Genomic DNA, 22,277 nt, shown 5'->3' on the forward strand with positions numbered 1-22,277 from the left:
CTTTCCCGGTTGATAGGTGATCTTTGCAGTCAGGCTCAGGCCGGCTCCGCTTCGGACGCGCGGCTGGGTTGCCGCGTCGCACCGGCGAGCACGACCACCAGCAGCGCCGAGCACAGCACCGGCAGCGCCGCCGCATGAAACAGCGCGGCATTCGACCGGTTCAACGCGATCAGCATTGGGTCGTCCCCTCTGGCTGGCTAAAATTGTATTTTACGAATAGTAAAACGAATTACGAATAGTGAAACTAACGTATACCCTTGGAAATACGCCCGCGAACCTCGTCATTCCGCGCTCAGCCCCGGCCGATAAGCGTGAGGCCAATAACGATATGAGCATTTTGTTAATCTGCGCAGGGCGCGTACTGCTACCATCAATGAATGCGGCCATCGCGTCGCGCTGCCACGCGCCCGGTGCGCGTTCATCGTCGCCTTTCATTTGCCTTCATGATTTCGCCGACCATCCCCGATCTGATCGCCCGCGCCGCTCATCACCCGTTTCTCGGCGAGCATCTGGCAATGGGACAAGGCGGGCGCGCCGGCATCGCGCTCGCGCATTTCGATGGCATCGAGCTCACGAGTGCCTACGAGCCGATCTTCGACATCAGCGTGCACGGGCTTGCGCAGTCGCTGTCATGCGGCGCGGAAGGGGTCGACCGCTTCGGTGATGAACTCGGCTTTCAGGCGGTCACGCACCGGCTCGACGCGCCGCCATTCGAGGTGTTCGATCCGTTCGACAACATCGCCGACGATCAGCAGCTGGTCGCGCTAGACCGCATGTCGCGCGCGCTGCACGCAATCAACTTCTTCGGCCCGCAGCGGCATGGGTTGCTGTTTCTGCGGGTGCACGAGAGGCTGTTGAAGAGCGTGAAGTACGACCACGGCCGGCATTTTTCGAGCGTGCTGACCTCGTTCAATTTGAGTCCGACGCGCATCGTGATCGAGTTGCCGGCGGCGGCGGTCGCACACAAGACGTTCCTGGGCTATCTGACGCGCAGCTATCAGCACTACGGGTTCAAGGTGGCGGGCAATCTGTCGAACGCGGGGCAGATCCTGTCGGTATCCGAAACCGCGCGGCTCGACTTCATCAAGATGGATGCGGCGGCCGCATTGCGCGACGCGACCGTGAAGCCGCTCGTCGGCTACGCGGGCCGGCTGCGGGTGCCGCTGATTTTCAATCGCGTGATGGATGAGGCGCAATTCTCCGCGCTACAGCAGTACGACGTGCGGTTCGTGCAAGGGCCATTATTCAACGCGCATTATCACGACCGGGCGGCGTGACACGGTGTGGGCCCGGTTAGCCGGGGCGCCCCGGCATTACCTCAGCCCGGCTCCCCCAGCCGCGCCGCGAGCGCCTTCAGGCGCGGCGCGACATTCTCGCGAAACACTTCCTCCCCCATCGACGACGCCGGCCCGCTGCAGCTGAGCACGAGCCAGCGCTTTTCGCGCGGCTCGCGAAACGGCACCGCGACTGCGTTCACGTCGTCATGCCATGCACGAAACGAGTAGCAGCATCGCTCGGTCGCGAACGCGGCGATCTCCTGTTCGGCTTCGGCGACGAGCATCGCCCCCATTCTGCCAGCCGCTTTTTTCAGTTCCGCGAGTAACGCGGTACGCGCGTCGGGCGGCTGCACCGCGAGATAGGCGCGACCCATCGAGCTCGTCAGCATCGACAGTTTCGAGCCGGATGCCAGGCCGAGCGTCAATGCGGTTTCGCTGCGAATCGTCTCCAGATACACCATGTCGAGCCCGTCCCGGCACCCGAGCGAGACCGCCGCGCCGACCTCGCGCGCCAGGCTGCGCAGGTGCGGGCGTGCCAGTTCGAGCATGTCGGTGCCCGACAGCAGCGCGAAACCGAGCGACAGCACGCCCGCGTCGAGCGCATATTTGCCGTGTCTTTCGTCCAGCCGCAGATAGCCAAGCACGGTCAGCGTGTAGGCGAGCCGGTTCACGGTTGCCTTCGGCAGACCCGTGCGTTCGACGAAATCTCGATTGCCGAGCATCGTCTCGCCTGGCCGGAACGCGCGCAACAGGTCCAGCCCGCGAGCAAGGGCGACGACGAATTTGCGTTCGTCGAGCGAAGCGGAGAAAGTGGATGGCGGCGTCATAGGGTGATACACTCGGGCGTCATTTGCAAAACATTGTTTCGCAAAGCGGAACTCTAGTCAAGCGGGTTCTGAGCGAGAAATCAGGAGATACGTCATGGCCGTAGCCGCGCAGTTTCACTGGGAAGACCCGTTGCTGCTGGATCAGCAGCTCACCGAAGACGAACGTATGGTGCGCGATGCCGCTGCGGCTTACTCGCAGGACAAGCTGCTGCCGCGCGTGCTGGAGGCGTTCCGCCACGAAAAGACCGATATCGGGATCTTTCGCGAAATGGGCGAGCTTGGCCTGCTCGGTCCGACGATTCCCGAACAGTACGGCGGCCCCGGTCTGAACTATGTCGCGTACGGGCTGATCGCGCGTGAAGTGGAACGCGTCGACTCCGGCTATCGCTCGATGATGTCGGTGCAGTCATCACTGGTGATGGTGCCGATCTACGAATTCGGCTCGGACGCGCAGAAGGAAAAATATCTGCCGAAGCTCGCGCGCGGCGAGTGGATCGGCTGCTTCGGCCTGACCGAGCCGAACCACGGCTCCGATCCAGGCGGCATGGTCACGCGCGCGAAGAAGGTCGATGGCGGCTACTCGTTGTCGGGCTCGAAGATGTGGATCACCAATTCGCCGATCGCCGACGTCTTCGTCGTATGGGCGAAGCTCGAGGAAGACGGCCAGGACAACATCCGCGGCTTCATTCTCGAGAAGGGCTGGAAGGGTCTGTCGGCACCGGCGATCCACGGCAAGGTGGGTCTGCGCGCGTCGATCACCGGCGAAATCGTGCTCGACGAAGCGTTCGTGCCGGAAGAGAACATCATGCCGGGTGTCAGCGGCCTGCGCGGTCCGTTCACCTGTCTGAACTCGGCGCGCTACGGCATCGCCTGGGGCGCGCTCGGCGCGGCTGAAGCGTGCTGGCACATCGCGCGTCAGTACGTGCTCGATCGCAAGCAATTTGGCCGGCCGCTCGCCGCGAACCAGCTGATCCAGAAGAAGCTCGCCGACATGCAGACCGAGATCACGCTCGGGCTGCAAGGCGTACTGCGCCTCGGCCGCATGAAGGACGAAGGCACGGCCGCGGTCGAAATCACCTCGATCATGAAGCGCAATTCGTGCGGCAAAGCGCTCGACATCGCCCGCCTCGCGCGCGACATGCTCGGCGGCAACGGCATTTCGGACGAGTTCGGCGTCGCGCGTCATCTGGTGAACCTCGAGGTCGTCAACACCTACGAAGGCACCCACGACGTCCACGCACTGATCCTCGGCCGTGCGCAGACCGGTATTCAGGCGTTCTTCTGATTCCGATGCTGGTGTATCGATAATGCAAAAAAGCCGGTTCCTTCGAACCGGCTTTTTGGTTCATGCCGCGCCGCTTACCGGTTCGGCTGGGGCGTCAGGCGCAGGTACGGACGCAACGCCTTGTAGCCCTTCGGGAATTTCTGCTTGATGACTTCCTCGTCCTTCAGCGACGGCACGATCACGACGTCATCGCCCTGCTTCCAGTTGCCCGGCGTCGCGACCGAGTGACTGTCGGTCAGTTGCAGCGAATCGATCACGCGCAGCACTTCGTCGAAGTTGCGGCCGGTGCTCGCCGGGTACGTGATGATCAGACGCACCTTCCGGTTCGGATCGATGACGAACAGCGAGCGCACCGTGAACGTTTCGTTCGCGTTCGGGTGAATCATGTCGTACAGCCCGGAGACCTTGCGATCGCCGTCCGCGAGAATCGGAAAACCGACGTTGGCGGCCTGCGTCTCGTTGATGTCCTTGATCCACTCCTTGTGCGACTCCGCGCTGTCGACCGACAACGCGATCGTCTTCACGTTGCGCTTTTCGAACTCGCCCGCGAGCTTCGCGGTCAGGCCCAGCTCGGTCGTGCAGACCGGCGTGAAGTCGGCCGGATGCGAGAACAGCACGCCCCAGCTATTGCCGAGCCACTCGTGAAACCTGATGCGGCCAATGCTCGACTCCTGTTCGAAATCCGGCGCAATGTCGCCAAGACGTAGACTCATAGTGCATCTCCTGTAGGTATTCGGAAGGTATCCGGATAAGGTCGCGGGCGTGTGCCCGCCGCGGCCAGTCACGATAAAGCATAAGGCCGCGGTGGTACATGGCGAACCAACATCGCGTCAGTACTTTATGTGTTTTTGTAATTTTCTCCCGTTTGACGGAAACTTTGCGGGACAGATCAACTCAATCCAGATACCGCCTTGGAGCAGAGTGCCCTCAAACGGGTGTCTTGACGCCACGCGCTGGCGGGAACGAATCGTGCAGCGGCGGCATGCAACCGGCACTATGCTCGCCAGCGACCGTTTCTTTGGTTACGATTTACGCGTAGCGTGAGACAAAGGGAGCTGTCAATGTCGGAAGTCAACAAGGAGAGATTGATGTCGGATATCAAAACCGTCCTCGCGGACGCTGAAGACCTGCTGAAACAGGCCGCGAGCGCTACCGGCGAACGCGCGTCGGAACTGCGCGAAACCGCGCTGACGCGCCTGAAGCAGGCGAAAGAAAAGGCAGCCGACGTTCAGGTCGTGGTCGTCGAAAAAGGCAAGAAGGCCGCCCGCGCCACCGACGACTACGTGCACGAGCATCCGTGGGCGTCGATCGGCATCGCCGCGGGCATCGGCGTGGTGGTCGGTCTGCTGATCAATCGCAAGTAAAGGCCGGTGAGGCCGCCGGAGCAGGCATGTCCGGCGCACCGGCGACACGGGCGGACCGGCGCGAGCCTCGCCGGTCCCCTTCTGCTGGCGCGCACGCGCCGGCCAGGCCCTCACGCGCAACGCCCACAGCCATGACGACCGAAACACACTCGCAGCGCGCAGAACGCAGCCCGTTGCGCCGTATTCTCAGTTCCGTGTTTGCGATCCTGCAGACGCGGCTCGAACTGGTGGGCATCGAACTCGCCGAGGAAAAAGACCGCCTGCTGGGCGTGCTGTTTCTCGGTCTTGCCGCGACGATGCTCGCCACGATGGCCTTGATCGCGTTGACCGCACTCGTCGCCATTGCCTTCTGGGACACCTACCGATGGCAGGCGCTTGCCGGCATCACCGCGGTCTACGCGATTGCCGGGCTCGCCTGTGCGCTGAAGGCGCGCAGCGGTTTGCGCAACGCGCCGATGGTATTCGAAACGACCATCGCGGAGTTCGAAAAGGATCGCGAAGCGTTTCGCAGCCGCGACTGATGGGAAAGTTCGTCTGCATCCGATCCGTCGCCTCACCCTCACTGCCGCCGACACGCCATGAGCCCCTCCCGTCCTGATACCGCCTTTCGTAACAAGCGCCATCCGTCGAAGGATCTGAGCGCGCCGCATCTGCGGGCGCTGCGCAAGGAATTGCTGCTCGTGCGCGCGGACGTCGAGCGCGTCGAGCTTGCACGGGCCAGCTTCGAACTGCGCCAGGCCGTCACGCATTTCAGCTGGCTCAGGTTCGTGATCCCCGGCTTTGGCGGCGTGCGCGTCGGTAAAGGGCCAAAGGCGAGCGTGCTCAACGCGGGCACGATCGGCGCGTTGCTCAAGCAGTACCCGTTCATCAGCTCGATCGCTTCGCTGTTGCTCGCCAAACCGCTGCGCGCGAGGGTCGTCGCGAGCGCGAAGCCCGCGCTGAAGTGGGGCAGCCTTGCGCTCGGCGCGTGGGAAGCGTTCCGGATCTGGCAGCAGATGAAGAACGAGTCGGCGGCGGCGCGGGCGGCCGCGGCGGCTTCCGCTACGGCGCAGTCGCCGGCGGCGCAGGACGATTCGTTGCGAAGCGGCTATTAAGGTCGTGGCCGCTGCGAGTGGCAGCGATCTATCGGCCCTCCCGCTCGCAAGGTTGCGTGTGTCGGACTTCAATCACCCGCTAACTGGTATTCCAGCATTCGCTGCTCGTGGGCGTCGCGCCGCTCGCATCGTTTCTATTGCCTCGCTGACCCGTCGCATCTAGCGTGAACGTGCCGCACGAGTCGTCGCGCATCGGGCCCGCTTCCGCGGGCGCCGCTTCGATCGAATAGCCGCCGTTCGTGTCGTCCGCGGGCAGCACGCGCACTCGATACACCGGAGCGCCGAACTGCGGCGCCTGATCGATACCCGGTGGCAAGGCCGGCACGCCATCGCTCGCCGCGGCCTCGACGAATTGCGCAGCCCGATATAACGCCGACGCCGCATCGATGCGATGCGTGCGCGCAATGTGGCTGCGATACGAAGGGATCGCAAACGCGGCGAGCGTGGCGGCAATCGCGAGCGCGATCACGAGTTCGAGCAGCGTGAATGCGGATGTGTTCGGCCTTTTCATACGTGTCCAGTCGGTGCGTTCCTCAGAATGGTCTTGCTGCAACGCGCCGCCAATGACGTTCGATCGCGCCATCTTCGGTCACGACCTCCATCTGCAACCAGATCTGCGACTCGCTGCTCCGCCCGAAGCCGCGCGCGGTCAGCAGATAAGCGCTGGCGTTGGGTCGACTCGCGAGACGCCAAGGCTCGATCAGGCATTGCGGCGCGCGCGATGATCCCGGCCATTGCGCCACGGGCGCGATGGCGCCTGCGTCGAACGCGGTTTCAAGCCTCCATTGAGTCGGCTCGCCGGATGTGAGCGGTGCATCGCGCGCGTCGCCACTTGCCGATAGCACGTTGCGCTCGCACCAGCTCAGCGCCGAATCCGCCGCGTGGAAAGCCTGCAGATAGTCGCGCACATTGGTCGCCGCGCGAGCGGCCGCGAGCGATGTTTCGAACCATATCGCGGACGTGGCGAGCATCATGGCCGAGATCAACAGCACGATGGCTAGCACGACGCCGCGTTGATGTGCCCGTCGGGCACCGCCCTGACAATTTCGCTTACCTAAGTGTTTCGCTGTTCCGCCTGGCCCGCCGCATATGTCGTACGCGCGGCCGCGTTGCGCTGCTGTGCCGCGATCCATCACGACGACGCCTCCGCGCGATTCCGCAGCGCAACGCGGCGGGAAAACACCTGTCGAGGCCGCAGGTCGGTACCGAGTGTACTCACGCCATCGCAGTCGATGTACTTCGAACGCTGTCCTTGCGGCGCGCCGCGCACCAGCACGCAGACATCGACCGCAACGACGTTCGCCCATTGATCCGCCGCCACGGCCGACGCATTCACCGCATCCGCCGCGCCGTCCAGCCAGTAGCGCAACCGCACGCGCTCGACGCCTTCGATCAGCGGCTGCGCGGACCCCGCGTTGCCGCTGCCCACGCAGTAAAGCTCCGGCTCGCCGGTCGAGCCGCTGACGTTGGCGAAGTAGCGATTGACCACCGGCGCACCCTCATCGCCAAGGACCGCGTCGCTGCTTTTGACGGCCTGTCCGACACAGTCGGTGACCTGACCGCTCGACGATGGCCATGTCGATACGACGTCTGCGACGTAACGGATCGCGACGCCATCCGAGCCGGTGCTCAAGGTGGTGCAAGCGAGGCTGTCGTCGGCGCCGGTCGGACGACCGCCCGAGCAGCCGAATAGCGCAGGCGCCGCGTTGTAGCCAATGACATCGGCAGGGACGAAGCCGGCCATCTGCAATTGCTGGCCGATCAGCATCAGCGCGGTCAAGCCCGCTTCGCGAATCCGGGTCGCGTTGCTCGCCTGCACGAACGCGTTGCGCTGCGCCGTGTAAAGGGACACGGCGCCCGCGATCACGAGCAACCCGAGCGCCATCGCGATCAGGAATTCGATTAGCGTATGACCGAGTGGGCAATGCGGCCGCTTCATTTCGCGAACGCCAACGCGACACACGACGATCCAGCCGGTGCATCGACGTCGCCACAAGGCTCCGCCGGCTGGGCGCTCGCATCGCCCAAAGCGGGCCGGTCCCGCACGGACGCCCACGTCACGCGCGCCGCCGCGACCGCGCCGCTCTCGCCAATCGATGCGTCGCCGTGCGGCAGCAGAACGCTCGCCCAGGTGCGCCATTGATTGAGCGCGACATCGCCCGTGGAAGGCGTGCGCGTCGCTTCGGCAATCGAGTCGGCTATCCACGCGGCGCTCTCGCGCAGCGTCATCGCGCGCGCTTCGCGTGCGGTCCACACCTGAACCGCGATCAAACCCAGCGCGCTCACCGCGACCAACGCGACCGCCAGCATCACCTCGATCAACGAGCTGCCATTACATGTCGATGCGTGCACACGCAAACCGGTGTTGAATGCGGGCTGTCTCATGACGTCGCTCCGCACGCGCCCTCCGAGATCCGTGCGCGACCTCCTGCCGCGACGCTGATGCAGCGCCGCCACGGGTTCCCCTGCATCGATTTCGATGGGCTTCGCGGCGCAACATCAAAACTTCGAAACGCGCCGATCAGTTGCCCAGCCGGCGGCGTGAACGTCATATCCGTCTGCACGCCGGCGATGCTCACCGCCGCGAGCGCCGGCTGCGCGCGCAACAACGACGGCTTGCCGCCACGTTCGGCGAATACGGCCCAGCCGCAGGCCCAGTCGGCGATGCCGCCGGCGCAGGCTTGGCCCGACGCGAGACAGACGCGCGCTGCATCGATGCGGCACACCGTGATGCGCGCACCGCGCCGCAGCGCCTCGCTGCGCGCGTAGGCGAACGTGGACAGCAGCGCCTTCGAGCGCGCGTCGACCTGATCGCGCATATGCCATGCGGCGAACGACGGCACCGCCATCACGGCCATCAGCATCACGAGCGCTATCACCGCCAGCGTTTCGACGAGTGTGAAACCGCCGCGCGATGGCCGGTAAATCCCCTTGAATTTCATCTGCATCCCTGAGCGTTACGAACGGATGCAGCCAATCTAGCGATTTGCGAGCGCGCCGACCATCGTCCGAATGGCCAGGTGGCATTCAGACGTTAGCGCGCGCAACAATGCACGTGACGATCGATCACGGAGGCGGGAGAAGCGATGCGTGAAAAAAAGCGCGAAATGCGCGAGGCGATGGACGCGAATGACCGCAGCTCAGCTGCGACACGCGTGCGCTCAGCGCTTGCGGGAAGGCTTGGGCGGGGAAGAGGCGCGGCGGAATTCCTCGATCACGTCCTCGAATTCGGAGACGTCTTCGAAGCGCCGGTACACGGAAGCGAAACGGACGTAAGCGATCGTGTCGAGCGCGCGCAACTCGTTCATCACGAGTTCGCCGAGGCGCTCGCTACGCACCTCGCGCTCGCCGCTGCCGAGCAGCTGATACTCGATACGGGCGACAGCCGCTTCGATCGCGTCCACCGCAACCGGGCGCTTGCGCAGCGCCAGTTGCATGCTCGCGACGATCTTGCGGCGATCGAATTCCGTGCGCGTGCCGTCCTTCTTGACGACCGACGGCAACGCCAGCTCGACCCGCTCATACGTCGTGAAACGCTTGTCGCAGGCCGGGCAGCGGCGGCGCCGGCGGATCGTCGCGCCGTCTTCGGATACGCGCGAGTCGACGACTTGCGTATCGGCATGGCGGCAGAAGGGGCAATGCATGATTTAGCCGTAAACCGGAAAGCGCTTGGTCAGATCGGCGACCTGAACCTTCACGCGCTCGATCGTCGCGGCATCTTCCGGGTTGTCCAGAACGTCGGCGATCAGGTTGCCGACCTGCTCGGCTTCCTTCACGCCGAAGCCGCGCGTGGTCATGGCCGGAGAACCGAGGCGGATACCCGAGGTCACGAACGGCTTTTCCGGATCGTTCGGGATCGCGTTCTTGTTGACCGTGATGTGTGCCGCGCCGAGTGCCGCTTCCGCAGCCTTGCCGGTGATCTTCTTCGCGCGCAGGTCGACCAGCATCACGTGGCTTTCGGTGCGACCCGACACGATGCGCAGACCGCGCTTGACCAGCGTTTCAGCAAGCACACGCGCGTTCTCGACGACCTGGTGCTGATACGCCTTGAATTCCGGCGAAAGCGCTTCCTTGAACGCGACGGCCTTCGCGGCGATCACGTGCATCAACGGACCGCCCTGGATGCCCGGGAAAATCGCCGAGTTGATCGGCTTCTCGAACTCGGCCTTCATCAGGATCACGCCGCCGCGCGGGCCGCGCAGGCTCTTGTGCGTGGTGGTGGTGACGAAATCGGCGTGCGGCACCGGGTTCGGATAAACGCCCGCGGCGACGAGACCGGCGTAGTGCGCCATGTCGACCATGAAGTACGCGCCGACCGACTTCGCGATCTTCGACATGCGTTCGAAATCGATGCGCAGCGCGAACGCGGACGCGCCCGCTACGATCAGCTTCGGCTTGTGTTCTTGCGCGAGCTTCTCGGCGGCGTCGTAGTCGATGTCTTCGGCTTCGTTCAAGCCGTAGCTGACCACGTTGAACCACTTGCCCGACATGTTGACCGGCGAGCCGTGCGTGAGGTGGCCGCCGTGCGCGAGGCTCATGCCCATGATCGTGTCGCCCGGCTTGAGCATCGCGAAGAACACGCCCTGGTTCGCCTGCGAGCCCGAGTTCGGCTGCACGTTCGCGGCTTCGGCGCCGAACAGTTGCTTCACGCGGTCGATCGCCAGCTGCTCGGCAACGTCGACGTATTCACAGCCGCCGTAATAGCGCTTGCCCGGATACCCTTCGGCGTACTTGTTCGTGAGTTGCGAGCCTTGCGCGGCCATCACGGCCGGGCTCGTGTAGTTTTCCGACGCGATCAGTTCGATGTGCTCTTCCTGACGGCGGTTTTCCTGCTCGATGACCTTCCAGAGTTCAGGATCGACGTTGGCGATGGTGCTTTGGGCTCTGTCAAACATACGGGTTCCGTTGAGTGTTTTCAGGTTGACCGGATTGTGCGCCGAATCCTGCGTAGAGGGTACACAGCGGGGTACGCAGCGCTTTGGGCGGCGAGGCTTGCCCTGACGTGGCGAGTGGAGAGTCGCCGCACACGCGAGGCGAGCCAGCCACCGTCAGCGCAGATTAATGCGCGCGGTTCACGGCTGCCCAGGCGAACGGCAAAACGGCACCCTGCGCTTCACGGTGGGTTGTTCCACCTTGAACCCGATTGGTTGAATCGGCTGAGTCGGACGACTCGGTTCTATCGCCAGTCACGCAGGGTCGAGCGCGTTAGTGTATTGGAAGAGGCCCGAATAGGCAACCGACTTGCGGGTGCTCCGGCGGCCGCTGGCGGGGCCTCCGGACGGTTTGGCGGCCCCGCTGCGCAACCATCCGAGGAAAGCGCGCCGGTCGCGCCGCGCACCCGTTGCGCGCCGCCGCGGCAGCCGCCGATCCGGCTCGTGCATCCTTGCCGCAGCGTGCCATTGGAAGTAGGCTTTGGGCCTTTGTCTCTTACCGACCAGGGAACTGCAATGATCGTGTTTGTCACAGGAGCGTCGGCCGGATTCGGCGCCGCCATCGCCCGCTCGTTCGTCAAGGGCGGCCATCGTGTCGTCGCCACTGCACGCCGCAAGGACCGTCTGCAAGCACTCGCCGACGAGCTCGGCGACGCGCTGCTGCCGTACGAGCTCGACGTGCGCGATCGCGCCGCCGTCGAAGCCGTGCCCGCCTCGCTGCCGGCGGACTTCGCCGCGATCGACGTGCTCGTCAACAACGCCGGCCTCGCGCTCGGCACCGAGCCGGTTCACAAGGCAAGTCTCGATGAATGGAACACCATGATCGAGACCAATTGCACGGGCCTCGCGCAGGTCACGCATGCGCTGTTGCCCGGCATGGTCGAGCGCAACCGCGGGCATATCTTCAATCTGGGTTCGGTGGCGGGCCGCTGGCCGTACGCGGGCGGCAACGTGTACGGCGCGACCAAGGCGTTCGTGCGCCAGTTCAGCCTGAACCTGCGCGCCGACCTCGCCGGCACCGCGCTGCGCGTGACCGACATCGAGCCGGGTCTGTGCGGCGGCACCGAATTCTCGAACGTGCGTTATCGCGGCGACGACGACAAGGCCGCCAAGGTCTACGAAAATGTGCAGCCGCTGACGGCCGAAGACATCGCCGATTCCATCTACTGGATCGCCACGCGCCCAGCCCACGTCAACATCAACACGATCGAGCTGATGCCGGTCGCGCAGTCGTTCGCCGGTCTGTCCGTGCATCGCGGCTGAGTTTGAAGGCGGGCGGCCGGCAAAGCCGGCTCCCATCGCCGCCGACGCCCGCCACAAGCAACTCACACTTCGAAACAGACCCCGGGTTGTGCGTTCCGGTAGAATGCGCCGCATGAATATGTCGACCAGCCAGCCAGGCACGGAAAGCGGCTATACGTGGCCCATCCGCGTGTACTACGAAGATACCGACGCCGGCGGCATCGTGTTTTACGCCAATTACCTGAACTGAAGTTTTTCGAACGCGCTCGCACCGAATGGCTGCGCGCGTGCGGCGTCGACCAGCACCGGCTTGCGGACGAAAACGACACGATTTTCATCGTGCGCAGTACCGCGGTCGATTACCGGGCTCCGGCCCGACTCGACGACATCGTGAAAATTATCAGCCGGATCGAGCGTCTTGGCCGAGCTTCGGTAGACTTCGTGCAGGAAGCATGGCGCGAAGGCACGCTGCTTGCTACCGGTTCGGTCCGGATTGGCTGTGTGGACCGCGCGACGCTGCGGCCAGCCGCGATCCCGCCGTCGGTTCTCGCCGCGCTGCGGCACGGGCCGGGCACTAGCGAAAGCGCTGACTGAACGACGGCGGCATGTCAACGGACGATCCCTGAGCCTCGTTGTTACGGGGCCAGTGAACTCATACCGGTCAGGTAACACAAAGCATGGTTCGGCTTCGATACCGCCGAAGCTTCCGTTTTGCCCACGGCAAGCTTGAAGCGGCCTTGCAGCCGGACGCCCCCTTCCCGGGACGTTAAAACGAACCTTTATGAACACTACACAAGATCTGTCGATCGTTTCACTCGTACTCAACGCGAGCCTGCTGGCCCAGGCCGTCATGGCTCTGCTGCTGTTGCTGTCGCTACTCTCCTGGACTTTCATCTTCCGCAAGTGGTTTGCGATTCGCCGGGCGCGCGCGCAAACTGAACGCTTCGAGCGTGATTTCTGGTCGGGCGGCGACCTGCAGGCGCTGTATCAGAGCGCCGCGAACAACCGTCACAGGATCGGCGCGCTCGAGCGGATTTTCGAGTCCGGCATGCGGGAATTTCTGAAGGGCAAAGAGAAGCGCCTGAACGATTCGGGCGCGATTCTCGACGGCGCCCGGCGCGCGATGCGCGCGGCGTTCCAACGCGAAATGGACGTGCTCGAAGCGAATCTGGCGTTCCTCGCGTCGGTCGGTTCGGTCAGCCCGTATATCGGTCTGTTCGGCACGGTGTGGGGGATCATGAATGCGTTCCGCGGCCTCGCCAACGTGCAGCAGGCCACGCTCGCGAACGTCGCGCCGGGCATCGCCGAGGCCCTGACCGCCACCGCGATCGGCCTGTTCGCCGCAATTCCGGCCGTGGTCGCCTACAACCGCTACGCGCACGACATCGACCGTCTGGCGATCCGTTTCGAAACCTTCATCGAAGAGTTCTCGAACATCCTGCAGCGCCAGGCACACTGAGGAGGCCATGATGGCAGGCTCCCGTTCCTCCAGCATGCGCGGCTCGCGCTCGCGTCGCGCAATGGCCGACATCAACGTCGTGCCGTACATCGACGTGATGCTCGTGCTGCTAGTGATCTTCATGGTCACGGCGCCGCTCGTCGCGCCGTCGATCGTCAATCTGCCGACCGTCGGCGGCGCGGCGCCCCAACAGCAGACGCCGCCCGTCATCGTCAACATCCGCGCGGACGGCAATATGAGCGTCAAGTACAAGGACGACTCCGGCGCGCAGCAGCAGGAAGACATGACGAAGGCTGGCCTCAACGGTTTCATCGCCGATCGGGCACAATCGCACCCCGATCAGCCCGTCGTGATCGCTGCCGACAAAACCGTGAAATACGAAGTCGTGATGAACGTGATGTCCGAGCTGAAGGCTCGGGGCGTCAAGCGCGTCGGATTGCTCGTCAAATCGCAATGATCCGCAAGAACTCCGAATACCCGCTTCAGCCGCCGCGTGAACGCGGCACCGGGCGAGCTTTTCTGTTCGCGCTGGTGATGCATGCGCTGCTCGGATTCTTCCTGTATCGCGGCATCCAATGGCAGAACAGCACGCCCGAGGGCGAGCAGGCGGAACTGTGGACAGAGGTGCCGGATTCGGCGATTCCGCGTCCCGTCGTCACGCCGCCCCCCACGCCGGTCGCCCCTGCTCCGCCCGTGCGCGACGAACAGGCCGACATCGCGCTGCAGGAAAAGAAGCGTCAGCAGCAGGAAGCGGCTCGCGCGGCCCAACTGGCCGAACAGCAGCGCCAGCTGAAGCTGAAAGAGCAGCAGGAAGCGGAAGCGAAGCGTCAGCAACAGCTGGCGGCCGAACAGGCGGCCCAGCTCGCGGCGCAGAAGGCCGCGAAGCTCAAGCAGCAGCAGCAGGCGCAACAACAGCAACAGCAGCAGGCCGAGAAGCTCAAGCAACAGCAGCTCGCCGAGCAGCAGAAGCAACAGCAACTGAAAGAACAGCAGGAGCAGCAGCAAAAGCAGGCTCAGGCAGAAGCGCAGAAGAAGGCTGAGGCGGAGAAAGCGGCGAAGGCCAAGGCGCAAGCCGATGCGGCCGCGCAGGCGAAAAAGCAGCTCGACAACGAACGTCGCGCGCGGCTTGCGCAGATGCAGGGTCTGGCCGGCGGCGTGGGCGGCAGCAGTTCGAGCAGCAACGGACTGGGCAAGAGCGGAACGGGTAGCGGCTCGGGCGGCACGGCGGCATCGCCGGGTTACGCGGACAAGGTACGACGGCTGGTGCTTCAGCATGTGAACTGGGGCGGCGAGACGGAAGGTCTCGAGACCGTGGTCGCCGTGCGTTGTTCGCCGGACGGCAATCAGCTGAGCGCAAACATTACCCACAGCAGCGGCAACGCCGCGTGGGACGCCGCCGCGTTGAGGGCGGTGAAAGCCTCCGATCCGATGCCTCGGGACGTCAATGGCAAGACGCCGGACTACTTCACTATCACGCTGCGTCCGGCGGCTTGATGTGCAGGCTGACAGCCGACCGGCGGCCAATGCCGCGCCCCACCCGGCGCGGCGTTGCGCGGGAACGAAATAGCCGTTTTCCGGTCTGTCTGCTGTCTTCGAGTATTAAGTAAAACCGTTTTGAGGAACCCATACAGCATGAGTTTGATGACCAAGCTAGGCCTGCGAACACTCGTGGCAACGTGCCTGATCGCCGTCGGCGGCGCCGCCAACGCACAACTCAACGTCCTCGTGACGGGCGTCGGATCCACTCAGTTTCCGATCGCAACGGCGAATTTCGCCAATGAAGCGAACTCCCCGCAGCAGGTCAGCACGATCGTGCGTCAGGATCTGCAACGCAGCGGCAAATTCACGAATATCGACGCAGGCTCGACGCCGGTGTCCGAGACCGATTCCGTCGACCTCGGCGCATGGACGGCGAAGGGCGCCAACGCGTTCGTCGCGGGCAGCGTGAACCGCCTGCCGAACGGCCAGTACGAAGTGCGCTTCAAGCTGTACGACACGGTCAAGGGCGAAAGCCTCGGCGGCCTCGTGCTGGTGAGCCCGGAAAGCGGTCTGCGCATGAGCGCGCACAAGGTCGCGGACTACATTTACGCCAAGCTGATGGGCAATCGCGGCGTGTTCGCCACGCGCCTGTCGTATGTGGTCAAGTCGGGCAACCGCTACCAGCTGCAGATCTCGGATTCGGACGGTCAGGACGCGCACATCGCGCTGTCGAGCCCCGAGCCGATCATCTCGCCGGCCTGGTCGCCCGACGGCACCAAGGTCGCTTACGTGTCGTTCGAGAAGAAGAAGCCGATCGTCTATATCCACGACCTGCCCACGGGCCGGCGCATCGTCGTATCGGACCAGAAGGGCAACAACAGTGCGCCGGCGTGGTCGCCGGATGGCCGCACGCTCGCCGTCGCGCTGTCGCGTACCGGCAATACGCAGATTTTCGCGGTCAACGCGGACGGCAGCGGTCTGCGTCGTCTGACGCAAGGCAGCTCGATCGACACCGAGCCGACCTACTCTCCTGACGGTCAGTGGATCTATTTCACGAGCGACCGCGGCGGCTCACCGCAGATCTACAAGATGCCGGCGCAAGGTGAAAGCGCGGGCGGCGCGCAACGCGTCACGTTTACGGGCAGCTACAACACCAGTCCGCGTGTGAGTCCTGACGGCAAGGAGCTTGCCTACATCTCGCGCGTCGGCGGTGCATTCAAGCTGTACATCCAGGACCTGCAAAGCGGATCCGCCACGGGCCTGACGGACACGACACATGACGAATCGCCGAGCTTCGCGGCGAACGGTCAGTACATTCTTTACGCCACTCAGGTGAACGGCCGTGGCGTGTTGGCCGCAGTATCGACCGACGGTCGCACTCGGCAGGTCCTGTCCGTTCAGGGGGGCAGCGTACGCGAGCCGTCCTGGGGCCCGTTTATGCAATAACGTTGATGCAATAACACAAGGAGAGTAATCAAATGATGTCCAAACTTCGTTTCGCATTCGCCGTCGTGATGGTCGGTGCACTGGCCGCATGTCACTCGGGCGTCAAGCTCGACGAAAACGCCAACAAGGGCGCAGGCTCGGCCCAACCGAACCCGAACGACGTCGCGACGGTCAACGTCGACCCGCTGAACGATCCGAACAGCCCGCTCGCGAAGCGCAGCATCTACTTCGACTTCGACAGCTACTCGGTGAAGGATGACTATCAACCGCTGCTGCAACAACACGCGCAATATCTGAAGAGCCACCCGCAGCGTCACGTGCTGATCCAGGGCAACACCGACGAGCGCGGCACCAGCGAATACAACCTCGCACTCGGCCAGAAGCGTGCTGAAGCCGTGCGTCGTTCGCTGTCGCTGATGGGCGTGTCGGATTCGCAAATGGAGGCCGTGAGCCTCGGCAAGGAAAAGCCGCTGGCAACGGGTCATGACGAAGCGTCGTGGGCACAGAACCGCCGCGCCGACCTCGCGTATCAACAGTAAGTCAACGGGTGATGAGCCGAATGACGCATCGTTTCTCCTGGCTGCGGTTTGCCGCAGCGGCCTGCGTCGCAGGCACGGCCCTCACGGCCGTGCCCGCCCATGCGGGCATTTTCGACGACGATCAGGCCCGCCAGGCCATTCTCGATCTGCGCTCGAAGACCGATAGTCTGTCGAGCCAGCTATCGGCGGCGCAACGCACGATCCTCGATCAGTCCAACCGTCTCGACCAGCTCAACCAGCAGGTCGCGACGCTGCGCGGACAGAACGAGGACATGGCGAACCAGCTCACGACGCTGCAAAAGCAGCAGAAGGACTACTACACCGATCTCGACACGCGCCTGAAGAAATTCGAGCCGCAGCAACAGACGGTGGACGGCGTCCAGGGCGAGGTGCAGCCGGGTGAAACCGATGCGTTCAACGCGGCTTCACAGCAATTCCGCAGCGGCGACTTCAAGAACGCGGCGGCATCGTTCCGCAGCTTCATCTCCAAATATCCGAACAGCCCCTATCAGCCGACCGCGCAATACTGGCTCGGCAACGCGCTGTATGCACTGCGCGACTACAAGGGTTCGACGGCGGTCTGGCAAGGTGTCGTGAAGAACTATCCGCAGCATCCGCGTGCACCGGAAGCGCTGCTCGCGATCGCGAACAATCAGCTTGAACAAGGCCAGAAGGCCGCGGCGAAAAAGACGCTCGAGCAGATCGTCGCGCAATACGCCGGCTCGGACGTCGCGCAGTCGGCCCAGAACAAGCTGTCGCAGATCAAGTAGATCGTGATGTCGGATTGATCACGTTTTGATGTAATTGGCAGTAACGCGCAGTGTCCGAAGTGATAGCCACGCGCGCCTCTCGCTGGAAAGCCCGGGTAGTAATGCCCGGGCTTTTCATTTTGGGCGACGGTCTTGCTGAGTTGACAGGGCATTGGTGCGCCGATATAATTTCGCTTCTCTTTTGGGTCGTTAGCTCAGCTGGTAGAGCAGCGGACTTTTAATCCGTTGGTCACAGGTTCGAATCCCGTACGGCCTACCAAAAGATTCGAGGGCTGACATGCGAAAGCATGTCGGCCCTTTTCTTTTTCCTTTGCCCGCGTGTGCAAACAGGTACGCGCGCGGCAAACGAGCCGCTTCTTCCCGCCCGCCTCAACGTAGCCTTCCGTTCAGGCACTGCCCTCCGCCCTCCAACGCCGCCAAAGAACACCAGGCATCCCGCAACGACATCGCGCCAACGCGCCAGCGCATTCTTATCTTTTTAGTAATTTTCGATTCATGTTTGTGCCACGGGTGGTTTGTAGCCTCGCGACTTGCAATACCGGCTGCAACTTTCAAAAAATTTCACCCACCCTACTCAAACACACAGAATGCAAACCACCCTGAAGGCGCTTCCGATCGCGGTTCTGATCTCCGCCATCTACGGCTGCGGCGGCAGCACCCAAAACCCGTCGAGCACGAGCGCGCCGCAAGGCACCACGAGCAGCACCCCGGCCACGACGACGACGCCCTCGACTTCCGCCAGCAACTACACGGCTGGCAACCTGCTGATCTCGCGCACGGCCTATGATCCGGCGTACGTCGTGAGCGGCACGCTGCCTTATAACGCGACGCCCACGACCACCAATGCATCGCCCGTGACGGCCGTCACGCCCGGCGGCTTTCCGAACGTGTTCACCAACGATTCGAACGACGCCAACTTCGGCGTGACGTCGGAAGCGTATCTGGATCAGTGGGCACCGAACGCGACGAGCCCGTCGCAAACGCTGGACATCACCGCGCAGGCCGCGAAAAGCAACGTGAATTTCGCCACCAGCTTCGCCTCGAAGTCGGAGCTCGCGCTGAACGTGTCGCTGGATCAGAAATCGCTGACCTTCACCGGCTACAACGCGTCGATCGACCAGCTCGATATCTCAAACACGAATACGCCAGGCGTGGTCGACACGACGAATACCGACGTCGCAACGCCTACCTACCGTACCGTCGCGCAGCTGAATTTCGCCGATAACAGCCTGTCGTTCACGAACACCAACGCGTACGCCGGCAACAACAGCCGCGCGGCCGTGCTCGCCAACGGCATGTACTACATCGTCGGCAATGCCGGCAATTCGGGCAAGAATCCGAAGCCGACGACGGCCCAGCTCGACATGCTGACGATGAACACCGGCGTGCAAAGCATCGCTCCGGGCAGCCAATGCGCGTTCACGCAAGTAATCGGCGCATTCCAGTCCGGCACGGGCACCGGCACGTACGCGGTTGCACCGGCTGGAACGGCGTGCTCGCTGGCGTCGATGGGTTCGATCACGGGCGGTAGCTCGACGGGCGACCAGTTCGGATTCTCGATCGCGAGCCTGCCGACCACGCCCGCAACGGCCGCCGACAAAACCGGCAAGGACGCCAACCTGCGCGGCCTGTTCGTCGGCCCGGACGGCACGATGTATGTCTCCAAGGGCAGCGGCGGCAACGGCGTGAACACCGTGTACCAGGTCGGCGCGACCGCTGCGCTCGCCAACGGCGGCAAGTTGCCGCAAAACGCCGCGATGACGATCGTGCCTGGTTTCCCGACGGCCCTCGCGACCAACCTGACGGCGCTCACGTCACCTAGCCAGGTGACCGGCACGGTCTATCCGTTCGGCATGTGGATCCCCGCGTCGAATCCGTCGATCATGTTCGTCGCCGACGAAGGCGACAGCACGCCGGGCGACCAGGTGAGCGGCAGCGGCGGCCTGTGGGTCTATCAGAACCAGAACGGCACGTGGAAGCCGCTCGCCAACCTGACGACCGGCCTGAACCTCGGCACGGCCTACACGGTGACGGACACGACCGGCGCGTACGGTACGAAGGGCGCGAGCTATACGACGACGCCTGACGGCTTGCGCAACATCACGGGCCAGGTCAACAGCGACGGTTCGTTCACGATCTACGCCGTGACCTCGACGATCGGCAACAGCCTCGGCACCGCGTTCGATGCGGGCGCCGACTCGAACCAGCTCGTCAAGATCACAGTGGGCATCAACGGTTCGACGGTGAGCTCGGCGAAGGGCTTCACCGTGATGCAGACCGCGCCGTATGGCCAGGCGCTGCGCGGCGTCGCACTCGTGCCGAAGTCCTGAGCGGGTTAGTGGATTCAAAAGAAACGACCTGCCATCCGGCAGGTCGTTTTTTCTTGCACGCTCCAACGTAAAATCCGTCGCGAGCAATCGCCGTCTCGCCTCAACGCGCCGGCAGTCCCGCATTGAACCGCAACACGATCCTGCAGCCTGGCGTGTTGTCGTGAATCTCCACGACGGCCTCGTGCACCCGCGCGATCGCGGCCACGAGACTCAAGCCGACGCCATGCCCCGAAGTCGCCGCCTCCTGCCCGTTTCTGCTGCGATAGAACGGACGCAGGACAGCATCGCGCTCACCTGCCTCGATACCGGGTCCAGTATCCGCAACCTGCACGACGGGCCTTCCCGCTTCAAGCGTTGCTTGCAGCGTCACCGCGCCGCCACCGGGCGTGAACTTCAGCGCGTTATCGAGCAGATTCTCGATAGCGCCGAACAGCAGATCCACGTCGCCGCGCGCGAAAACTGGTTCGGACGCCAGCACCGCGACCGACAAACGACGGTTCTCCGCGACCGGCTCGTACAACTCCGCGACGTCGCGCAGGATGGTGTCCAGCGACACGTCGCAGAAGCTCGCGCGTCTGACATCCGCTTCGACCTCCGCGATCCTCAATAGCGCGGTGAAACGGTGCAGCACGACGTCCGATTGCGCGATCGCGGTGTCGACGGCGCTCGTGTAGTCGTCGACGGTATGCGAGCGGCGCCGCGCGCGCTCGAGGCCCGCGCGCAGATGCGTCATCGGCGTGCGCAGATCGTGCGCGATGCCCGCGCACACGCCGCGCACTTCGGCCACCAGCCGCTCGATTTCATCGAGCATCAGGTTGACGATTTCCGCCAGACGGTCGAGATCGTGATGCGTGCCGCGATTCGACAGACGCCGACTCAACTGGCCCGCCATGATCTCGCGCGCCGTCAGACTCATCGAGCGGATACGCCGGTTCGACATCGCGTGAAGCGCGGCGCCGCAGCCGACGGCAAGCAGAATCGTCAGCATGAGCCCGAGGCACAGGATCTTCACGAGCGTATGGTCGAAATGAATGATCTCGTCGATCGAGTGACCGACGACCACCCGCAGACCGCTACGCGTCGGCACGATGATGCCGCGAAAATGACTGGCCAGCGACGGCGGCCCGTCGTCCATTGCTTGCGTGTAGTAGAACGGCCGGCGCTCGCGCTCGGCCGGCAACGCGTGGATATTGCCGGCGAGCCAGCGGCCTTCTTCGTCGAACACGCCATAGGGCCGGCTGCTCGCGATGTCGCGCCGGCTCAGCGCCGCGATATTGGCGATCGCCTCGGCGCGGCCGATCGAGCTGAACTCGGCCACTTCTCCGCGCAGCCGTTCATCGACCTCGTGCAGCAGATACGTGTGCATCATCCAGTAGAGCATCGCGAACAGCACGACCGCGCAACTGATGAACACCATCAGCAGCCATGTGACGTTGTTCGCCGGCAGGCGCAGCCAGCGCCTATTCGCCGGCACGGAGGACATAGCCGACATTTCGAACCGTGTGGATCATCAGCGAAAACCGTCCGTTCAGACTGATCTTGCGGCGCAGGTGACCGATATGCATGTCGATCACGTTGGTCTGCGCATTGAAGCGGTAATTCCAGACCGACTCGAACAGCATCGCGCGCGTCACAGGCTGCTCCGTATGCAGCATCAGGTATTTGAGCAACTGGTACTCGCGGGGCTTCAACTCGATCGACTCGCCCGCCCGGCTGACCTGGCGCGTGCCAATATCGAGCACGAGATCGCCGACGCTCAGCATGAGCGGCTGCTCCGAGGAAGAGCGGCGGCGCAGCAGCGCATTGAGGCGCGCGGTCAATTCCAGACTGTCGAACGGTTTGGTCAGGTAATCATCGCCGCCGGTGCGCAGGCCGCGCACGCGTTCGTCGACCGCTGACAGCGCGCTCAATATCAGCACCGGCGTCTCTTTGCCGACGTTGCGCAACGTGGACAGAATCGACAAGCCATCCACGTCGGGCAGCATCCGGTCGAGCACGACGGCGTCGAAATCGCCGTTGAGCGCGCGCAGCAGGCCGGCATGGCCGCTCGGCACGCTTTCCACGGCGAATTCGTAGTCCTCGAGCGCGGTGGAGACTTCGAGCCTCACACGCTCGTCATCTTCGACGACGAGAATGCGGGGTCTGCGCCCCGCAAGGTAGTTGATCGCTGCTCTGCTTTCCAAGAGGACGTCGTTTCCTGTGGTCGTGCGTCGCCGCATGAACGGCGACGTCAA

General features: G+C 63.7%; 25 protein-coding genes, 1 tRNA gene, 1 pseudogene and 1 riboswitch. Of the genes and pseudogenes, 15 read left to right on the forward strand and 12 right to left on the reverse strand.

The annotated features are described in order from the left end of the window. Positions 1-35: 35 nt before the first annotated feature. Positions 36-176 (reverse strand): hypothetical protein, encoded by a 141-nt coding sequence (locus OKW38_RS16200; protein ID WP_167368588.1) that lies wholly within the window; start codon positions 174-176, stop codon positions 36-38. 267 nt (positions 177-443) lie between these two features. Here OKW38_RS16200 and OKW38_RS16205 point away from each other — a divergent pair, with 267 nt between their 5' ends. Next, a complete protein-coding gene (locus OKW38_RS16205) occupies positions 444-1,277 on the forward strand; it encodes an EAL domain-containing protein (protein ID WP_090803193.1) in 834 nt (277 codons plus the stop codon). 41 nt (positions 1,278-1,318) lie between these two features. Here the strand turns inward: OKW38_RS16205 and OKW38_RS16210 are convergent, their stop codons facing one another. After that, positions 1,319-2,104 carry an IclR family transcriptional regulator gene (locus tag OKW38_RS16210; RefSeq protein ID WP_090803191.1) on the reverse strand — a complete coding sequence of 262 codons (786 nt, stop codon included), beginning with the start codon at positions 2,102-2,104 and terminating at the stop codon, positions 1,319-1,321. A 94-nt stretch (positions 2,105-2,198) separates the two neighbouring features. Between OKW38_RS16210 and OKW38_RS16215 the strand changes: the two genes are divergently transcribed. Continuing rightward, positions 2,199-3,389, forward strand: coding sequence for an acyl-CoA dehydrogenase (locus tag OKW38_RS16215; protein ID WP_429335797.1), 1,191 nt, complete (start codon positions 2,199-2,201; stop codon positions 3,387-3,389). A 74-nt stretch (positions 3,390-3,463) separates the two neighbouring features. Here OKW38_RS16215 and OKW38_RS16220 read toward each other — a convergent pair whose 3' ends face one another. Further along, on the reverse strand, positions 3,464-4,102 hold the full coding sequence (locus tag OKW38_RS16220; protein WP_184055435.1) for a peroxiredoxin: 639 nt from the start codon (positions 4,100-4,102) through the stop codon (positions 3,464-3,466). A gap of 348 nt (positions 4,103-4,450) precedes the next feature. Here OKW38_RS16220 and OKW38_RS16225 point away from each other — a divergent pair, with 348 nt between their 5' ends. The 3 genes from OKW38_RS16225 (at position 4,451) to OKW38_RS16235 (ending at position 5,847) form a co-directional block, all read left to right on the forward strand. Further along, the gene (locus tag OKW38_RS16225; protein WP_026225611.1) at positions 4,451-4,753 is read left to right on the forward strand and encodes a DUF883 family protein; all 303 of its coding nucleotides are present in this window, start codon (positions 4,451-4,453) and stop codon (positions 4,751-4,753) included. 131 nt (positions 4,754-4,884) lie between these two features. Further along, entirely contained in the window at positions 4,885-5,274 is a 390-nt protein-coding gene (locus tag OKW38_RS16230; protein ID WP_090803186.1) for a phage holin family protein, read from the forward strand. Between the two features lie 57 nt (positions 5,275-5,331). Further along, positions 5,332-5,847, forward strand: coding sequence for a DUF3318 domain-containing protein (locus OKW38_RS16235; RefSeq protein WP_429335796.1), 516 nt, complete (start codon positions 5,332-5,334; stop codon positions 5,845-5,847). A 79-nt stretch (positions 5,848-5,926) separates the two neighbouring features. Here the strand turns inward: OKW38_RS16235 and OKW38_RS16240 are convergent, their stop codons facing one another. The 7 genes from OKW38_RS16240 to glyA all read right to left on the reverse strand — a co-directional run bounded on the left by OKW38_RS16240 (position 5,927) and on the right by glyA (position 10,742). Continuing rightward, entirely contained in the window at positions 5,927-6,358 is a 432-nt protein-coding gene (locus OKW38_RS16240; RefSeq protein ID WP_090803183.1) for a type IV pilin protein, read from the reverse strand. Between the two features lie 22 nt (positions 6,359-6,380). After that, on the reverse strand, positions 6,381-6,851 hold the full coding sequence (locus OKW38_RS16245; RefSeq protein WP_429362306.1) for a pilus assembly PilX family protein: 471 nt from the start codon (positions 6,849-6,851) through the stop codon (positions 6,381-6,383). 128 nt (positions 6,852-6,979) lie between these two features. Next, positions 6,980-7,786, reverse strand: a complete 807-nt coding sequence (locus OKW38_RS16250) for a PilW family protein (RefSeq protein ID WP_429362308.1) — start codon at positions 7,784-7,786, stop codon at positions 6,980-6,982. Further along, a complete protein-coding gene (locus OKW38_RS16255) occupies positions 7,783-8,232 on the reverse strand; it encodes a type IV pilus modification PilV family protein (RefSeq protein ID WP_184067388.1) in 450 nt (149 codons plus the stop codon). The genes OKW38_RS16250 and OKW38_RS16255 overlap by 4 nt, the downstream gene beginning before the upstream one ends. Continuing rightward, a complete protein-coding gene (locus OKW38_RS16260) occupies positions 8,229-8,795 on the reverse strand; it encodes a GspH/FimT family pseudopilin (protein ID WP_429335793.1) in 567 nt (188 codons plus the stop codon). Before OKW38_RS16260 ends, OKW38_RS16255 begins: the two co-directional genes overlap by 4 nt. A 213-nt stretch (positions 8,796-9,008) precedes the next feature. Further along, positions 9,009-9,491, reverse strand: coding sequence for a transcriptional regulator NrdR (gene nrdR / locus OKW38_RS16265; protein WP_008919734.1), 483 nt, complete (start codon positions 9,489-9,491; stop codon positions 9,009-9,011). 3 nt (positions 9,492-9,494) lie between these two features. Continuing rightward, the gene (gene glyA, locus OKW38_RS16270) at positions 9,495-10,742 is read right to left on the reverse strand and encodes a serine hydroxymethyltransferase (RefSeq protein ID WP_429362310.1); all 1,248 of its coding nucleotides are present in this window, start codon (positions 10,740-10,742) and stop codon (positions 9,495-9,497) included. Between the two features lie 178 nt (positions 10,743-10,920). After that, positions 10,921-11,047: riboswitch (ZMP/ZTP riboswitch) on the reverse strand. Positions 11,048-11,294: 247 nt separating this feature from the next. Here glyA and ydfG point away from each other — a divergent pair. From ydfG to OKW38_RS16320, 10 genes and pseudogenes are all read left to right on the forward strand, one after another. Next, positions 11,295-12,041, forward strand: coding sequence for a bifunctional NADP-dependent 3-hydroxy acid dehydrogenase/3-hydroxypropionate dehydrogenase YdfG (gene ydfG, locus OKW38_RS16275; RefSeq protein ID WP_429362312.1), 747 nt, complete (start codon positions 11,295-11,297; stop codon positions 12,039-12,041). A gap of 103 nt (positions 12,042-12,144) precedes the next feature. Next, a pseudogene (gene ybgC / locus OKW38_RS16280) lies at positions 12,145-12,614 on the forward strand (tol-pal system-associated acyl-CoA thioesterase). 187 nt (positions 12,615-12,801) lie between these two features. Beyond that, positions 12,802-13,479: a protein TolQ gene (tolQ, locus tag OKW38_RS16285; protein ID WP_090803171.1), complete on the forward strand. Its 678-nt coding sequence runs from the start codon at positions 12,802-12,804 to the stop codon at positions 13,477-13,479. A gap of 10 nt (positions 13,480-13,489) precedes the next feature. After that, positions 13,490-13,936, forward strand: coding sequence for a protein TolR (gene tolR / locus OKW38_RS16290; RefSeq protein ID WP_090803169.1), 447 nt, complete (start codon positions 13,490-13,492; stop codon positions 13,934-13,936). Beyond that, on the forward strand, positions 13,933-14,973 hold the full coding sequence (gene tolA / locus OKW38_RS16295; protein WP_429362314.1) for a cell envelope integrity protein TolA: 1,041 nt from the start codon (positions 13,933-13,935) through the stop codon (positions 14,971-14,973). Before tolR ends, tolA begins: the two co-directional genes overlap by 4 nt. Before the next feature lie 138 nt (positions 14,974-15,111). Then, complete coding sequence (gene tolB / locus OKW38_RS16300) at positions 15,112-16,404, forward strand: Tol-Pal system beta propeller repeat protein TolB (protein ID WP_429362316.1); 1,293 nt, start codon at positions 15,112-15,114, stop codon at positions 16,402-16,404. Positions 16,405-16,436: 32 nt separating this feature from the next. Beyond that, on the forward strand, positions 16,437-16,943 hold the full coding sequence (gene pal / locus OKW38_RS16305) for a peptidoglycan-associated lipoprotein Pal (RefSeq protein WP_018419502.1): 507 nt from the start codon (positions 16,437-16,439) through the stop codon (positions 16,941-16,943). Between the two features lie 20 nt (positions 16,944-16,963). Continuing rightward, complete coding sequence (gene ybgF, locus OKW38_RS16310; protein WP_090803165.1) at positions 16,964-17,713, forward strand: tol-pal system protein YbgF; 750 nt, start codon at positions 16,964-16,966, stop codon at positions 17,711-17,713. Positions 17,714-17,896: 183 nt separating this feature from the next. After that, positions 17,897-17,972, forward strand: a tRNA-Lys gene (locus OKW38_RS16315). Between the two features lie 328 nt (positions 17,973-18,300). After that, a complete protein-coding gene (locus OKW38_RS16320) occupies positions 18,301-20,043 on the forward strand; it encodes a hypothetical protein (protein WP_429362318.1) in 1,743 nt (580 codons plus the stop codon). 100 nt (positions 20,044-20,143) lie between these two features. Here the strand turns inward: OKW38_RS16320 and OKW38_RS16325 are convergent, their stop codons facing one another. Next, positions 20,144-21,526 carry a sensor histidine kinase gene (locus OKW38_RS16325; protein ID WP_187611098.1) on the reverse strand — a complete coding sequence of 461 codons (1,383 nt, stop codon included), beginning with the start codon at positions 21,524-21,526 and terminating at the stop codon, positions 20,144-20,146. Then, positions 21,504-22,226 (reverse strand): response regulator transcription factor, encoded by a 723-nt coding sequence (locus OKW38_RS16330; RefSeq protein WP_429362320.1) that lies wholly within the window; start codon positions 22,224-22,226, stop codon positions 21,504-21,506. The genes OKW38_RS16325 and OKW38_RS16330 overlap by 23 nt, the downstream gene beginning before the upstream one ends. Positions 22,227-22,277 lie beyond the last annotated feature (51 nt).

This window comes from Paraburkholderia sp. MM5496-R1 (assembly GCF_050436205.1).
GTDB lineage: Bacteria > Pseudomonadota > Gammaproteobacteria > Burkholderiales > Burkholderiaceae > Paraburkholderia > Paraburkholderia tuberum.